The following is a 15,485-nucleotide window of genomic DNA, read 5'->3' as shown; positions in this document are numbered from 1 at the left end:
GAACTGTCGTCGGGGCGACTCTACGCAGACTGCCGCCGCCGATGCAATCGCATTAACTTCGGCGATTCGTTGAACCGCGGCCTGGCCACTGGCCGTACCACCTCCCGACGGACTGAGAAAGGGGAATGATGCGAATCAGCACGTATCCCCCGCCCTCGGCCGAGGAAGCCGCCCCGATGGGGAAGCCGCGCCTACGACACTGGATCCGGCGCGTACGCCCGGACGACGAGGTGGTCGTGTCCGCGCTCTACCGGGAATATCACAGGCCCCTGCTGGCATTCGTGATCCGGCTGACCGCGGGCGATCGGCAGTGGGCGGAAGACGTGGTGCAGGAGACCATGATCAGAGCGTGGCGCAGTGCGGAGCGGCTCGACCCCGATTCCGTCTCGCTGATGCCCTGGCTCGCCACGGTCGCCAGACGTATCGTGATCGATGACCGGCGACGCCGGGATGCCCGGCCGCGGGAGTCGGGCGACGGACCGCTGGAGAGCATGCCCGTGCCGGACGAGATGGAAGGACTGCTGCACCAGGTGGTCGTGTCCGAGGCGCTGAAGGCGTTGTCGCCGGCCCACCGCGAGATCCTCAACGAGACGATCCTGCGGGACCGGTCGGTCAACGACGCCGCCAAGGCGCTCGGCATCCCGGTGGGCACCGTGAAGTCCCGGGTTTACTACGCCGTACGCGCGTTGCGGATCGCACTTGAGGAGAGGGGGGTGACGGCGTGAGTTCGAGAGTCGAGCACACGGATGTGGGGGCGTACGCGCTCGGACTGCTGGACGAGGACGACAGGCTGGCCTTCGAGGCCCACCTCCTCGGCTGCTCGCAGTGCCGGTACGAACTGTCCGACTTGGCCGGCGTGGCCAACGTGCTGCACGGGATCGGGCCGGTCCATGATCTCGGCCCCCCTACCGTTGACCTCCCCTCCGGCGGGGAGGACGACGTGGTCGGCCTGCTCCGGCGCAAGAAGGCGGCCGACAGGCGGACGCGCAGGGGGACGTTCGTGATCGGGATGGCGGCCGCGGTCACGCTGGTGGCGGGCGGCCTGACGATCGGCACGCAGCTCGACGCGGGTGAGGCGGCGCCGGTCGCGCAGGGCCACGGCGGCCACATGGGCACCGACATGGGCCCGGCCGAGCAGTTCTACACCGAGGGCCGGCCCATCGAGGGCAAGGGCGTCGACGGGGTCACCGGCGGGCTCGTCGTGGAGTCCAAGGGGTGGGGCACGCACGCGGCGCTCAAGCTCTCCGGGGTGAAGGGGCCGCTGGAGTGCGAGCTGATCTCCGTCGGCAAGTCGGGTGAGCGCCGGGTGATGACCGGGTGGTCCGTACCTCCAGCCGGGTACGGAGTGCCGGGATCGCCCACGCCGCTCTACATGCACGGCGGCAGCGCGACGCCGCTGAAGGACATCGACCACTTCGAGGTGGTCACCTCGGCCGGTAAGAAGTTGCTCACCGTCCAGGCCTGACCGGTTCTCGGGAAGCCCTTCCACCGCTGGTGGGAGGGCTTTCTCGATTTATCGGCAGAAATCGCGAAATATCCGCTCGACGGGGTGAACCTTCCCGGCTTCGGGCGCGTACTGCCTGCCGTACTGACCGGAATATCAGAGTCCTTGACGAGGTGCCGTAATGTCCAAGCGAAGAATCCTGGTTCCCGCGCTGCTGGCGGCGGGAGCGCTGCTCACGGGGCCCGTGAGCCCGGCGCAGGCCGCCGACGACGTCTATCTCGCGGCCGGCCTGCGTGGCGCGAGCGAGGTCGGAGCCCCCGGCGACGCGGACGGCTCCTCGACGGTCGTGCTCAAGGTCAGCGGGAACCAGGTGACGTTCGCGGCCCGGTGGAACGGGATCGGCGTGCCCACCGCGGGCCGCGTGCACGCGGGCGCCAAGGGCACGGAGGGCGACGTCCGGCTCGACTTACTTCCCGGTTCACTGCCCGCCTCCGCGCTGGGCGTGACCGGCACCGTCACCGCGAGCGCCGACGTGGTGGACGCGCTCGTCGGGAACCCGGGCGGCTTCTACGCCAACCTGTCCGACGCCGCCCACCCCAAGGGCGCCGTACGCGACCAGTTCCACCGTCTCAGCAGGCCGATCGACCTCAACGGCGTCCTGCACGGCGGCGACCAGGCCACGATCTCCGCGAGCACCGGCACCCAGGCGGGCGGCCGGGCGACCTGGTGGCTGCGTCCCGGCGGCTCCTCGATCGCCTACACCGTCACCTGGTCGGGCCTCGGCCGGGTGACGGCCGGGCACCTGCACAAGGGCGCGCCGGGACGGCACGGCGCCGTGGCGGCGGAGCTGTTCACCGTCCCCCGGGGCCTGCCCGCGAACGTGACCGGCGTCACCGGGGAGACGCCGGTCGCCCCGAAGGTGGCCAAGCACATCGCCGCCGGACCCGGCGGGTACCACGCCGACCTGCGTACCGCCGAATCCGGCGACGGCGGGGCGGCGGCCCGGCTGTCGGGCGCGGCCTTCACCCATCCGCGCGGATTCACCGCCGAGGTGCTGCGCGGCAGCCAGATCTACGCCTGCACGGAGCTTCCTGCGGGCGGCTACGGCTTCACCCAGCTCGGCGTGACGGCCACGCTCAAGCGCGGCATCGAGCACACGTTCGTCACACCCGCCTCCGGGCCGCCGCAGTGGGTCGCCCCCGACGGCAGCGCGGTGCGCGGCGCGGTGTTCTCCAGGACGCCGAACGGCGCGCACATTCCCGAGCTGGTCCTCGACGCCACGCAGGCGGGCGCGGGCGCCGGGCTGCTGGCGCAGGCCACGCAGATCCTGCGGCTGAACACCACGGGCGGCGTCGCCCCCGCCGGCACCTGCGAGCCGGGCGCCGAGGTGAGCGTCCCGTACGGGGCCGACTACGTCTTCCTCGGCTGAGTCGAGGCCGTGGCGGGGACGGTTCTGTCCCGTGCCCGCCGACGGCCGTTCCGGCCGAACCGGCCTGGTCAGCCGGTCGGCCGCCGCGACGGGGTGACTCCGGCCAAACCCCGGTCGCGACCAGCGCCCCGCCGCACACGGAGCCCGTGCGGCGGGGCGCTCCGCCGTTCCAGGGCCGGAATTCCCGGCGCAGGGTCAGACGAGGCCCGGAGATCCGGCGCCGGGCCGGACCAGGCCGGAGGTCCGGCGCCGGGTCAGACCAGGGCGGAGGCGTCCGCGACCGGGAAGAGGCAGGCGGCCGTGTGGCCGGGGTCCTCCTGGGCGGCCAGCGGCGGGCGGGTGTGCGCGCACTCGTCGCGGGCCGCCGGGCACCGGGTGCGGAAGCTGCATCCCGACGGCGGGTCGGCGGGCGACGGCGGGTCGCCCCTGAGCACGATGCGCCGCCGCGTCCGCTCCACCTGGGGATCGGCGACGGGCGCCGCCGACAGCAGACTGTGCGTGTACGGGTGCCGCGGCGCGGTGAACAGCGTCTCGGTGTCGGCCAGCTCGACGATCCGGCCCAGGTTCATCACGGCGACGCGGGTGGCGATCTGCCGCATGATCGACAGGTCGTGGGAGACGAACAGGTACGTCAGCCCCCGCTCGGCCTGCAGCCGCTTCATCAGGTTGACGATCTGCGCCTGGATGGAGACGTCGAGCGCGCTGACCGGCTCGTCGCAGATGACCAGCTTGGGCTCCAGCGCGAGAGCTCTGGCGATGCCGATGCGCTGCCGCTGCCCGCCGGAGAACTCGTGCGGGAACCGGTCCTGGCTGCCCGCCTCCAGCCCGACGGCGTCGAGCAGCTCGGCCACGCGGTCGCGGGCGGCGGCCGAGCGGCGGCGCACCCGGCCGTGGGTGATCAGGGGCTCGGCGACGATGTCGCCCACGCGCATGCGGGGGTTCAGGCTGGCGTACGGGTCCTGGAGGACGATCTGCATGTCCTCGCGCACGGACAGCAGCTCCCGCTGCCGCAGCCCGAGCAGTTCCTTGCCGTCGAACCAGATCTCGCCCCCGCTGGCCTCGACCAGCCGCAGGATGAGCCGGGTCAGCGTGGTCTTGCCGCAGCCCGACTCGCCGACCAGCCCGAGCGTCTCGCCGGGGCGCACGTCGAACGAGACGTCGTCCACGGCGACCACCTTCGAGCGGAACTCCTTGCGCACGCCGCGCAGCGACAGCAGCGGCGGCGGCAGTGGCGGCAGTGGCGGCAGTGGCTCTGCCATTCAGAGACTCCCTTCCAGCAGGCAGGCGGCGCTGTGCCCCGGGGCCCGCTCGGTCAGCGGCGGCACCGTCGAAGAGCACTCGGGCAGGGCCAGCGCGCACCGGGGATGGAACGCGCAGCCGCCCGGCGGCGAGAACAGGTTCGGCGGGCTGCCGGGGATCGGGTCGAGCGGGGCTCCGCCGGGGACGTCGGAGCGGGGCATGGAACGCAGCAGCGCCCTCGTGTACGGCATCCGGGGCGCCGCGAACACCTCGTCCACGGCGGCCAGCTCGACCGGGCGCCCGCCGTACATGACCAGGACGCGGTCCGCGCAGCGGGCCACCACGCCGAGGTCGTGCGTGATGAGCACGATCGCCATCCCGAACCGCTCCTGCAGCCCGGCGAGCAGCTCCATGATCTGCGCCTGGACGGTCACGTCGAGCGCGGTCGTGGGCTCGTCGGCGATCAGCACCTTGGGCCGGCAGGCCAGCGCGATCGCGATCATCACGCGCTGCCGCATGCCGCCGGAGAACTGGTGCGGGTACTCCCCCGCCCGCTGCTCGGGGTTGGGGATGCCGACCTCGCGCAGCGCCTGGACGGCCTGGACGCGGGCCTGCGACCTGGACAGGCCCTGGTGCAGGCGGAGCGACTCGGCGATCTGCGCCCCCACGCTCTTGAGGGGGTTGAGGCTGGTCATCGGGTCCTGGAAGACCATGGCGATCTCGTTGCCGCGGATCGCGCGCATCTCCCGCTCCGGCAGCTTCAGCAGGTCCCGGCCGCCGGCCAGGATCTCGCCGCCGGTGTAGTGGCAGGGCGGGGTGGGGTGCAGGCGCAGGATCGACAGGGCGGTCGCGGTCTTGCCGCTGCCCGACTCGCCGACGACGGCCAGGGTCTCCCCCGCCTCGACCGACAGCGACACGCCGTTGACCGGCTTGACCGTGCCGGCGTCCAGGCGGAACTCGACGTGCAGGTCGTTGATCTCCAGCACGCTGCTCATGCGATCATCGCCTCCGGGCTCGGACGGGACGCGCCGCTCATACCAGGCCCTCCCTGAAGATGCGCAGCAGCTCGGCCGGGTCGGCCTGGACGGTGCCGGCCGGCGGGCGGGCCGCCTGGGCGAGGGCGGAGGGCTGCTTGAGCGCGCCGCCCGTCACCACGCTGACCACCGTGTCGCTCTCCGATACCCAGCCCTGGGCGCGGGCGCGCAGCAGGGCGGCGGTGGAGGCGGCGGCGGACGGCTCGGCCGACACGCCCTCCTCGCCGAGCAGCCGCATGGCCTCGAACAGGTCGTTGTCGTCCACGGCGACCACCCGGCCGCCGGATTCGTACACGGCGCGCAGCACGCGCGAGCCGCCCTGGATGGGGGCGTCGCCGGCGATGCTCTGGGCGACGGTCTTGTTCGCGTCGCCGTGGCGTCCCGCGGCCGTCTTGCCCTCGGCGAACGCGCGCACCAGCGGGGCCGAGGCGGCGGGCTGGACGCCGACCATCTTCGGCAGCCGGTCGATCAGGCCCAGCGCGCGCAGTTCGCGAAAGCCCTTCCAGGCGCCGTAGAGGCCGCCGCCGGTGCCGACGGGGTGCACCATCACGTCGGGCGCGCGCCAGCCGAGCGCCTCGCAGATCTCGTACGCGTACGTCTTCATCCCCTCGTGCCGCACGGGATTGATGAAGTTGACGAAGCAGTAGAAACCCGCCTCCGACAGGGCGCTCACCCCGGCGAAGATCTCCAGGCTGGAGCGGTAGCGCAGCCGCAGCACGCGCGCGCCGGTGAGGCTGATGGCGGCGATCTTGGACTCGTTGGCCACGTCCTCGACCAGGACCGTGGCCTCGATGCCGGCTCTGGCGGCGTAGGCGGCGAAGGAGGCGCCGGCGTTGCCCGAGCTGTAGGTGAACGCCTGCTTGACGTCCAGCGCCCGGGCGAAGCCGACGGCGACGGAGAAGCCGCGGTCCTTGAAGCTGCCCGTGGGCATGAGGGTGTCGTTCTTGATCAGCAGGTTGGGCAGGCCCACGTGGCGGCCGAGCCTCCTGGTGGGCATCAGCGGGGTGTCGCCCTCGCCAAGGTGGAGGGGCTCGGCGCCGCGCGGCAGCGGGAGCAGGTCCGCCCACCGCCACAGGCCGAGGTCGCGGCGGGCGGCGGCCCGGTCCGTGATCCGGCGGGCGTCGGCGGAGCCGAGGTCGTAGCCGATCTCCAGCAGGCCGCCGCACGCCTCGCAGAGGAGGGCGGGCTTGTCCAGCGAGAAGGTGGCGTGGCAGTCGTCGCACTTGTAGTGGGTGGCGAGGTTCATCGGTGGTATGCCTTCGGGTCGGCGACGTCGCGGAGCAGGTCGCCGGTGACGTTGATCGCGAGTGTGGTCATCATGATGGCAGCGCCGCTGAAGACCGCGATCCACCAGGCCCCGCGCAGATAGAGCTGGCCGTCGGCGAGCATGCTGCCCCATGTGGGGACGCTGGGCGGCACGCCGAGCCCCAGATAGCTGAGCGACGCCTCCGCGACGATCATCGCGGCCACCTGGAGGGTGCCGATGGTGGCCAGGGGGGCGACGATGTTCGGCAGGAGGTGACGCACCATGATCTGCGGGCCGGTGTCGCCGATCGCCCTGGCCGCGGTGACGAACTCGCGTTCCCTGAGCGAGAGCACCTCGGCGCGGACCACGCGGGCGTACGACACCCAGCCGGTCAGGCCGAGCACCAGGATGAGGAAGAGCAGGCTCGGGCCGAGCACCGCGATAATGGCCAGGGCCAGCAGGATCGAGGGGAAGGCGAGCTGCACGTCCGCCAGGCGCATGAAGACTTGCTCGCGCCACCCCCGGTAGTAGCCGCTGACGACCCCGACGGCCGCGCCGACCACGCCCGACAGCAGCGTGGCGGCCAGGCCGACGAGGAGGGAGACGCGGGTGCCGTACATGACCCGGCTGAGCACGTCGCGGCCGAGCTTGTCGGTGCCGAGCAGGTAGCCGGGCTCGCTGCCGTCCATCCAGAACGGCGGGCGCAGCTTCAGCTGCAGGTTCTGCAGGTTCGGGTCGTGCGGCGCGATCAGCGGCGCGAAGACCCCGACCAGGACGACGAGCGCGATGACGCCCACGGCGACCTTGGCGGCGTGGTTGCGGCGCAGGGCGCGCAGGGTTGCGGTGAGCATCAGGACAGCCTCACGCGGGGGTCGAGCAGGGCGTAGGACAGGTCCACGATCAGGTTCACGATGACGAACACGGCCGCCAGGAACAGCACCGTGGCCTGCATGAGCGGATAGTCGCGGTAGGTGATCGCCTCGACGGTCAGCCGGCCGATGCCCGGCCAGGAGAAGACCTGCTCGGTCAGGATGGCGCCGCCGAGCAGGCTGCCGACCTCCAGGCCGACCACGGTGACGACCGGCAGCGAGGCGTTGCGCAGCCCGTGCGCGGTGACCGCCTTGACGCCGGACAGGCCCTTGGCCCTGGCGGTGCGGATGTAGTCCTCCCCGAGCACGTCGATCAGCGACGAGCGGAGCAGCCGGGCGATCATCGCGGCCGAGTAGAGGCCGAGCGTGATCGCGGGCAGCACCAGGTGGGCCGGCGAGCCGGTGCCCGAGGCGGGCAGCCACTGCAGGTTCACCGCGAAGATCAGGATGAGCAGGATGCCGACCCAGAACGCCGGGGTGGACTGGCCGACCAGGACCGAGGCCATGACCGAGGTGTCGGTCGCGCTGCCCCTCCTGACCGCGGCCACGATCCCGGCCGGGATCGAGACGATCAGGGTGAACGCCATCGCGGCCACGGCCAGGTCGATCGTGAGCGGCAGGCGCTCCATGATCACCTCGAACGCGGGGCGGTGGAAGAACACCGACTGGCCGAAGTCCAGGCCGAGCAGGCCGGTCATGTACGAGACGTACTGGTCGAGCAGCGGCCGGTCGAAGCCCAGGCTCGCCCTCAGCGCGCGCTCCTGCTCGATGGTGGCCTCGGGCGGCAGCATCTGCTGCACCGGGTCGCCGGCCAGCCGGACGATGAAGAACGCCACCGTGGCCACGCAGAACAGCACGAGCAGGGTGTGGCCGACCCTCTTGGCGATGAATCCGATCATGAGCCGGCGAGCTTGGCGGTCGCCATGGCGAGGGTGCCGTTGGCGTTCGTCTTCCACTGGACCCGGTCGCTGACGGCGTACAGGATGCTCGCCTGATACAGGTAGAGGAACGGCGACTCCTCGATCATCAGCTTCTGCAACGCGGTGAACGCCTCCTGCCGGGTGTCCGGGTCGACCGACTGCTCTTCGGTGTCGATGAGCTTGTCGGCTTCCGGGTTGTTCCAGCGGCTCTGGCGGCGGTCGTGGCGGACGAACGACTGCAGGTTGCTGGAGGCGTCCATGGTCCAGCCGGAGTTGCCGACGAAGTACATCTCGCCCAGCGCCTTACGGTTGTCCGAAACCAGGCGGCCCTTGAACGTGGCCGGGTCGAGCAGCGACACCTCCGCCTTGACGCCCACCTCGGCGAGCTGGCCGGAGATGGCCTGCGCGATGTCCTTGTCGGCGGTGGAGGACGACAGCTTGAGGGCGAAGCCGCCCGCGTGTCCCGCCTCGGCGAGCAGGCTCTTGGCCTTGGCCACGTCGTGCTGGAACGGCTGCACGGAGGCGTCGAAGCCGAAGGCCTGCTTCGGGATGAGCGTAGGGGTGCGCTCGGCGGCGCCGTTGAGCACCGACTTGATCAGCGTGTCCACGTCGAGGGCGTGGTTGAGCGCCTGCCGCACCCGCTTGTCCTTCAGCGGGCCCTCTTCGGTGTCGAGCGAGACGAAGAACGTGCGCACGCCGGGCGAGGTGACGACCTTGAACCCGGGCGCGTCGCCGAGCTGCTGCGCGGCGTCGGGGGTCAGGCCGGTCACCACGTCCAGCTCCCCTGACTGCAGCGCGGCCAGCGACGACGACGGGTCCGGCATGACCTTGAAGGTGAGCTGCTCGACGGAGGGCTTGCCGTTCCAGTACTTGGGGTTGGCCTTGAGCGTGATCTGGCTGTCGCGCTGCCACTGCTCGAACGTGAACGGCCCGGTACCGACCGGGTGCTCGGCGAAGAACTCGTCGCCCTTGTCCTTGATGTACTTCGGCGGCACGATCACCCCGCCGAACAGCGACAGCTTGGCCGGCAGGATCGGGTCGGGCTCCTTGGTGACCAGGTCCACGGTGTGCGGGTCGATCACCTTCGCGCCGGTGACCAGGCGCAGCTCCACGATCGGGGACTGCGTGGCGGGGTCGATGAGGCGTTCGATGCTGTAGGCCACGGCGGCGGCGTCGCACGGCTCGCCGTTGTGGAAGGTCACGTTCTCGCGCAGGTGGAAGCGCCAGGTCTTGTCGTCCTTCGACTCCCAGCGCTCGGCCAGGCCGCCGACGAGCTGGTCGCTCGTGTCCCTGACGGTGAGCGTGTCGAAGACGTTGATCAGCACGTTCATGGAGGGCAGGTCGCCCTGCTTGTGCGGGTCGAGGGTGGTGGCGTCCGAGGCCAGCGAGACCCGCAGCGCGGTCGCGGCGGCGCCCTGACCGCCGGTCGACGGCTTGGTGCTGGCGCAGGCTCCGAGGGAGAGCGCCGCCGCGGCGAGGCCGCCGAGCTTGAACAGATCCCGGCGGGTCGGCAATTCGCGGACGGACATGAGGTCCCGCCTCCCTTTCGTACGTTTCACATGGTGAAATCTCGTATCACGTGGTTGAATATGGCTCGTTTCGGATATGTCCGTCAAGGCTTTTGGGTCAGGTGACAATGAACTCGGTGGAGAAGACCCTGGTCGTGCTGGGGGCGCTGGCCGGGCACGATCAGCCCCGCCGCCTGGCCGACATCGCCCTGCGGACCGGCATCAACAAGACGACCGTGCACCGGATCCTGCAGATCTTCATCGCGCAGGGGTACGCCGTCTCGCACGGCGACGGCACCTACGCCTCGGGACCGGCCATCCTCGCGCTGGCCGGTGCGGCGCTCACCGATCGCGACATGACCACGCTGGTCCGGCCGATCCTGGAGAACCTGCAGCGCAACACCACGCACACGGTGCACTTCGCGATCCGCAGCGGCTCGTCGGCCGTCTATCTGGCCAAGGTGGAGTCGCAGCAGCCGTACCGGATGGCCTCGCGGGTCGGGACGCAGATCGCGCTGCACTGCACGGCGATCGGCAAGGCGATCCTGGCGCACCTGCCCGAGGAGCAGGTGCGCGCCGTGCTGGCGGCCACCGCGCCGCTGATCAGCAACACGCCGAAGACGATCGTGGACCCCGACCTGCTGATGGCCGAGCTGGAACGGGTGCGTCAACGCGGGTACGCGGTCGACGACGAGGAGAACGAGACCAACGTGCGGTGCGTCGGGGCGGTCGTCCACGACGCGGCCGGCACGGCGGTGGGCGCGGTCAGCGTGGCGGGGCTGACCCTCAACCTGAACGAGGACGACGTGCCGCTGCTCGGCCCGCTGGTGGTGGCCGCCGCCGCCCGGGTCTCGGCGGCGCTGGGGAGGAACACATGACGGTGCCGCGATCCGCAAGCCCGGCGGCAGGAGGTCCATCGCCGGGCCCGGCGCTGAGCACGGCGACGGACTCGACGCCTGGCGCGGGCAATCCGGCCGGCGGGGCGGGGCGGGTGCTGGCGCGGGCGCGGGAGGCGGGCGTGTTCTCGGGGGCCGCGTGGGCGTGGGGCCGTTCGGGCGGTCCGGTCGAGCTCGGCACCCTCGGCACGCTGAGCTGGGACGGCGACCCGGTCGGCGCGGACACCCTGTGGGACCTCGCCTCGGTCACCAAGCCGATCGTCGGCCTCGCGGTCATGGCCCTGGTGGAGTCGGGCGAGCTGACCCTGGACGACCGGGTGGCGCACCACCTGCCGCGCTACGAAGGCACTGACAAGGCGGACATCACCGTGTCCGAACTGCTCACTCACACCTCGCGCATCCCGGGCCGGCAGCCCCTCTACCGCCGCTTCCCGACCCGGGAGGAACTACTGGACGCCCTGGTCGACCTGCCGCTGCGCGCGGAGCCGGGGATGGAGTACAGCTCCCAGGGTTTCATGATTCTCGGGCTGATCGCGGAGAGCGCCTCGGGGACGTCCCTCGACCGGCTCGTACGGGACCGGATCACCGCGCCCCTGGCCATGGACGCCACCACCTTCGTGCTGCCGGAGCGGGACCGGGCCAGGGCGGCGGCCACCGAGGACTGCCCGTGGCGCGGCCGGGTCGTCCAGGGGACGGTGCACGACGAGAACGCCGAGGTGCTCGGCGGCGTGGCCGGTCACGCGGGGATGTTCGGCACGGTGTCCGACCTGGCCCGGCTGGGCCGCTGGCTGTGCCGGGGCGGCGGCGGCCCGCTCGCGCCGCGCACGCTGAGCGTGATGACCGGCACCCGGGTGCTCGGCCGCACGCTGGCCTGGCAGGCGCACGAGCCCCCGCTGAGCAGCGGCGGCGACCTGCTCACCACGGCGGCCTACGGGCACAACGGGTTCACCGGGACGAGCCTGTGGGTGGACCCCGAGCTGGACTTCTTCGCCGTGCTGCTGACCAACCGGGTGCACCCGGCGCGCACCTCGGACGCGATCGGCCGCGTCCGCAGAACCTTCCACAACGCCGCCGTCACGGAGGCACTGTCATGACCCGGGACCGCAACCCGACCGAGGACCTGACGACCACACCCCTGCGCGTGATCGGCTCCCCGTCCCCGGCCCGCCTGACGATCTCCGACGGCACAGCACGCCTGACCCCGCTGCCCGAAGCAGGCGACCGACCGCGCACAGAGCAGGCCGAGGAACGGTGGACCGGGGAACCGTGGGCCGCCGGTCAGGCCCGGGACCAGGACCGGCAGGCCGGGGAGCTGTGGGCCGGGCCGGGATGGGTGGATCTGCACGCGCACGTCTACGACGCGATGACCGAGATCAGCCTGCCGCCCGACCGGGTCGGCCTGGACGCGGGCGTGCACGTGCTGGCCGACGCGGGCAGCGCCGGTCAGGCGACCATCGACGGCCTGGTCCGTTACGTCCTGCCCACGGCCAGGACCCGGGTGCGGGCCTGGCTGAACATCGGCTCCCACGGCCTGGTGCACCTGCGGGAGACCGCCGACCCGTCGTTCATCGACGTGGACGCCACCCTGGCCGCGATCGAGCGGCACCGGGACGTGGTGTGCGGGGTGAAGGTGCGTTCCAGCGGCGCGATCGTGGGCGCGATGGGCCTGCAGCCGCTCCAGCTCGGCCGCCTGGTCGCCAGGGAGGCGGGCCTGCCGCTGCTGGTGCACGTGGGTGAGGCGCCGCCGCTGATCGGCGACGTGCTCGACCTGCTGGAGGCCGGCGACGTGGTCACCCACTGCTACCACGGCAAGACCGGCACGCCGTGGACCTCCGGCGGCGCTCCGGCCCCGGCGCTGGCCCGCGCCCTCGACCGGGGTGTGCTGCTGGACGTGGGGCACGGGGCGGCCAGTTTCAGCTTCGAGGTGGCGGCCCGCGCGCTCGCGGCCGGCTTCCCGCCGCACACGATCAGCACGGACATCCACGTACGCAACGTCGGCGGCCCGGTGCACGACCTCGCCACCACGATCACGAAGCTGCTGGCCTGCGGGATGCCCCTGGAGGACGCGATCGACGCGGTCACGACGCGACCGCGCGACATCCTGCGGATGCCGGAACCCTGGCTGAGCGCCGACGGCACGATCCACCACGCCACGCTCTTCCGCGTCACCACCACCGCCCCGGAGCACCGCGTCTACCGGGACGCCAAGGGCGACACCCTCACCCCGAAACAGCACGTCATCCCGGTAGCCACGATCAGAAACGGCACCCTCACCAGGACCTCACCGGCGCCCGGGGGGTGAACCACCGTCACGGCCCGCTTTGCGCCGTGACGGCGGCCGACCACGTGCGGGTCAGAGGGCGTCACCCTGGAGGCCCTCAGCCCCGTGCGGCGGGCGGCGCCAGGCCGGCACCGCCGTAACAGATGAAGCTCTTGACCTTAAAGACCCGGCGCGGGGAACTGCGCGGTGAGCTCGCTGACCTCGTGGTGGACGCGCGTGATGACGGACTCGGCATCCCCCTTGGCCAGGGCGGTGACGACCTCGTCCATCCAGGCGCCGATCTGCCGCATCTCGGCCTCGCCCATGCCGCGCGAGGTCACCGACGGCGTGCCGATGCGGATGCCGGACGGGTCGAACGGCTTGCGCGTGTCGAACGGCACCGTGTTGTAGTTGGTCTCCAGGCCCGCGCGGTCGAGCGCCTGGGCGGCCGGCTTGCCGCCGATGCCCTTGGGCGTGAGGTCGAGCAGGATGAGGTGGTTGTCGGTGCCGCCGGAGACCAGGTCGAACCCGCGCGAGGCGAGCTCGTCGGCCAGGGTCTTGGCGTTGGCGACCACCTGGTGGGCGTAGTCGCGGAACGACGGCTGGGCGGCCTCGTGCAGCGCGACCGCGATGGCGGCGGTGGTGTGGTTGTGCGGGCCGCCCTGCAGGCCGGGGAAGACGGCCTTCCTGAGCGCGGTGGCGTGCTCGTCGCTGTCGGCCATGAGCATGGCACCGCGCGGGCCGCGCAGCGTCTTGTGCGTGGTCGTGGAGATGACGTCGGCGTGCCCGACCGGCGACGGGTGGGCGCCGCCCGCGACCAGGCCGGCGATGTGGGCGATGTCGGCGGCCAGCACGGCGCCGACCTCGCGGGCGATCGAGGCGAAGCCTTCGAAGTCGATCGTGCGCGGGATCGCGGTGCCACCGCAGAAGATCAGCTTGGGCCGGTGCTCCAGCGCGAGCTGCCGGACCTCGTCGAGGTCGATGCGGCCGGTGTCCTGGCGCACGCCGTAGCGGACCGGGTTGAACCACTTGCCGGTGGCCGAGACGGACCAGCCGTGGGTGAGGTGGCCGCCGAACGGCAGGCCCATGCCCATCACGGTGTCGCCGGGCGCCAGGAAGGCCATGTAGACGGCGAGGTTGGCGGGCGAGCCGGAGTAGGGCTGCACGTTGGCGTGGTTGACGCCGAACAGGGACTTGGCCCGCTCGATGGCCACGGTCTCGATCTGGTCGATGACCTGCTGGCCCTCGTAGTAGCGCTTGCCCGCGTAGCCCTCGGAGTATTTGTTGGTCAGCACGGTGCCGGTGGCCTCGAGGACGGCCTTCGACACGTAGTTCTCGGACGCGATCAGCTTGACGGTGTCGGACTGACGACGCTCTTCCGCCTTGATGAGCTCGGCGATCTGCGGGTCGACGCTAGCGAGAGAACTCATGACTCTCCTGTCATCGTTGACGAGTTGCGAAGACCCAGGCGCACGGCCTCCGCTCCTTTCGCTCCCCGGTGGTCGATCCCACCCAATGCGCCAGTCGCGTCACGCCCTAGACGATAGCGGATGCGAGCAGGCGCTCATTTCGTGGTGATCAGGAAGTTCTCGAAGCGACCGAGGTTCTTCGAGGTCCAGGTCGACCGTGGTCGCCGTCTTGGGGACGCCGCCGAAGACGGCGAAGAAACGCCGTGTCCGACCGGCCGCCTCCCGGCGGCCGGCTATTTGGCGCGGCCCACGCCCGGCCAGAGCCGGTCGACCTCCGCGTTCAGGATCGCCCCGATGAGCACGGCCAGCGCGGTGATGTAGAGCCACAGCAGCAGCGCGATGGGCGCGGCCAGCGACCCGTACACCGAGACGGGCGAGAACCAGGCGGCCAGGACCGCGCGCAGCACCGCCGCGCAGAGGATCCACAGGAACAGCGCCAGGATGGCCCCGGGCAGCTCGCGGTACCACTTGGTGCGGACGGGCACGCTCACGTGGTAGAGCACGGTGAGGAACAGCACCGAGCCGATGATGACGACCGGCCAGTAGAGCAGGTCGATGAGGCTGCCGTAGTCGGCCGGCAGGGCGTCCTTGATCAGGGTCGGGCCGACGACCAGGATCGGCATGACGATGATCCCGATGATCAGCCCGATGACGTAGAGGCCGAAGGACATCAGCCGGGTGCGGATGATGCCGCGCTCCTCCCCCAGCCCGTAGGCGACGGAGATGAGGTCGACGTAGACGTAGAGCGCCCTGGAGCCGGACCAGAGCGACAGCAGGAAGCCCAGCGAGATGATCGACACCTTGCCGGCGTCGTCGCTCAGCACGTCGGTGATGAGCGGATTGATCACCTTGTCGAGGGCGTCGTCGGTGAACAGCAGCCCGGCCTGGTCGATCACCCAGGTCTTCACCTGGGTGACCACCGTGGGGCCCAGCCAGGTGCCGAGCTTGCCCAGCACGCCGATCAGGCCCAGCACGAACGGCGGCAGCGACAGCAGCGCGAAGAACGCGGCCTCGCCGGCCAGGCCGGTCACCCGGTAGGTGACGCCGGCGTTGGTGGACGCGCGCACGATCGCCCACGACTTGGTGTCGAGCACCCAGTTGAGCCGCGCGCGGGCATGGGAGACCAGGCCGCGCTTGGGCCGGGAAGGCGCATCGGTGGACGTCATGGCAC

General features: G+C 71.5%; 14 protein-coding genes and 1 riboswitch. Of the genes, 6 read left to right on the top strand and 8 right to left on the bottom strand.

Annotation, left to right across the window (positions count from 1 at the left end):
- Nucleotides 1–176: 176 nt before the first annotated feature.
- From OIE67_RS08110 to OIE67_RS08100, 3 genes are all read left to right on the top strand, one after another.
- Nucleotides 177–725 carry a sigma-70 family RNA polymerase sigma factor gene (locus OIE67_RS08110; RefSeq protein ID WP_245955465.1) on the top strand — a complete coding sequence of 183 codons (549 nt, stop codon included), beginning with the start codon at nt 177–179 and terminating at the stop codon, nt 723–725.
- Nucleotides 722–1,465 (top strand): anti-sigma factor family protein, encoded by a 744-nt coding sequence (locus OIE67_RS08105; protein ID WP_326638178.1) that lies wholly within the window; start codon nt 722–724, stop codon nt 1,463–1,465. The genes OIE67_RS08110 and OIE67_RS08105 overlap by 4 nt, the downstream gene beginning before the upstream one ends.
- A 160-nt stretch (nt 1,466–1,625) precedes the next feature.
- Nucleotides 1,626–2,873 carry a CHRD domain-containing protein gene (locus tag OIE67_RS08100; protein ID WP_326638176.1) on the top strand — a complete coding sequence of 416 codons (1,248 nt, stop codon included), beginning with the start codon at nt 1,626–1,628 and terminating at the stop codon, nt 2,871–2,873.
- A gap of 254 nt (nt 2,874–3,127) precedes the next feature.
- On the opposite strand, the gene OIE67_RS08095 is transcribed toward OIE67_RS08100, so the two are convergent.
- Genes OIE67_RS08095 through OIE67_RS08070 form a run of 6 tightly spaced genes read right to left on the bottom strand, consistent with a single transcriptional unit; the run spans nt 3,128 to nt 9,710 of the window.
- Nucleotides 3,128–4,132, bottom strand: a complete 1,005-nt coding sequence (locus tag OIE67_RS08095; protein ID WP_326638174.1) for an ABC transporter ATP-binding protein — start codon at nt 4,130–4,132, stop codon at nt 3,128–3,130.
- A complete protein-coding gene (locus tag OIE67_RS08090; RefSeq protein ID WP_326638172.1) occupies nt 4,133–5,107 on the bottom strand; it encodes an ABC transporter ATP-binding protein in 975 nt (324 codons plus the stop codon).
- A 37-nt stretch (nt 5,108–5,144) separates the two neighbouring features.
- Nucleotides 5,145–6,392: a threonine synthase gene (locus OIE67_RS08085; protein ID WP_326638170.1), complete on the bottom strand. Its 1,248-nt coding sequence runs from the start codon at nt 6,390–6,392 to the stop codon at nt 5,145–5,147.
- Complete coding sequence (locus OIE67_RS08080; protein ID WP_106234252.1) at nt 6,389–7,243, bottom strand: ABC transporter permease; 855 nt, start codon at nt 7,241–7,243, stop codon at nt 6,389–6,391. The genes OIE67_RS08085 and OIE67_RS08080 overlap by 4 nt, the downstream gene beginning before the upstream one ends.
- Nucleotides 7,243–8,160 carry an ABC transporter permease gene (locus OIE67_RS08075; protein ID WP_326638167.1) on the bottom strand — a complete coding sequence of 306 codons (918 nt, stop codon included), beginning with the start codon at nt 8,158–8,160 and terminating at the stop codon, nt 7,243–7,245. The genes OIE67_RS08080 and OIE67_RS08075 overlap by 1 nt, the downstream gene beginning before the upstream one ends.
- Nucleotides 8,157–9,710 carry an ABC transporter substrate-binding protein gene (locus tag OIE67_RS08070; RefSeq protein ID WP_326638165.1) on the bottom strand — a complete coding sequence of 518 codons (1,554 nt, stop codon included), beginning with the start codon at nt 9,708–9,710 and terminating at the stop codon, nt 8,157–8,159. Before OIE67_RS08070 ends, OIE67_RS08075 begins: the two co-directional genes overlap by 4 nt.
- A 116-nt stretch (nt 9,711–9,826) precedes the next feature.
- On the opposite strand from OIE67_RS08070, the gene OIE67_RS08065 reads away from it, so the two are divergent.
- Genes OIE67_RS08065 through OIE67_RS08055 form a run of 3 tightly spaced genes read left to right on the top strand, consistent with a single transcriptional unit; the run spans nt 9,827 to nt 12,887 of the window.
- On the top strand, nt 9,827–10,567 hold the full coding sequence (locus OIE67_RS08065) for an IclR family transcriptional regulator (protein ID WP_326638163.1): 741 nt from the start codon (nt 9,827–9,829) through the stop codon (nt 10,565–10,567).
- A complete protein-coding gene (locus tag OIE67_RS08060; RefSeq protein ID WP_326638161.1) occupies nt 10,564–11,679 on the top strand; it encodes a serine hydrolase domain-containing protein in 1,116 nt (371 codons plus the stop codon). The genes OIE67_RS08065 and OIE67_RS08060 overlap by 4 nt, the downstream gene beginning before the upstream one ends.
- The gene (locus OIE67_RS08055) at nt 11,676–12,887 is read left to right on the top strand and encodes a hypothetical protein (RefSeq protein WP_326638159.1); all 1,212 of its coding nucleotides are present in this window, start codon (nt 11,676–11,678) and stop codon (nt 12,885–12,887) included. The genes OIE67_RS08060 and OIE67_RS08055 overlap by 4 nt, the downstream gene beginning before the upstream one ends.
- Nucleotides 12,888–13,024: 137 nt before the next feature.
- Here the strand turns inward: OIE67_RS08055 and glyA are convergent, their stop codons facing one another.
- Both glyA and OIE67_RS08045 read right to left on the bottom strand, forming a co-directional pair.
- Entirely contained in the window at nt 13,025–14,275 is a 1,251-nt protein-coding gene (gene glyA / locus OIE67_RS08050; protein ID WP_326638157.1) for a serine hydroxymethyltransferase, read from the bottom strand.
- A gap of 25 nt (nt 14,276–14,300) precedes the next feature.
- Nucleotides 14,301–14,383, bottom strand: a riboswitch (ZMP/ZTP riboswitch).
- 164 nt (nt 14,384–14,547) lie between these two features.
- Nucleotides 14,548–15,480 carry a YihY/virulence factor BrkB family protein gene (locus OIE67_RS08045; RefSeq protein WP_245955462.1) on the bottom strand — a complete coding sequence of 311 codons (933 nt, stop codon included), beginning with the start codon at nt 15,478–15,480 and terminating at the stop codon, nt 14,548–14,550.
- Nucleotides 15,481–15,485: the final 5 nt, after the last annotated feature.

Origin of the sequence: Nonomuraea fuscirosea (assembly GCF_035917475.1) — a bacterium.
GTDB lineage: Bacteria > Actinomycetota > Actinomycetes > Streptosporangiales > Streptosporangiaceae > Nonomuraea > Nonomuraea fuscirosea.
This window is presented reverse-complemented; position numbering and strand designations above follow the sequence as displayed.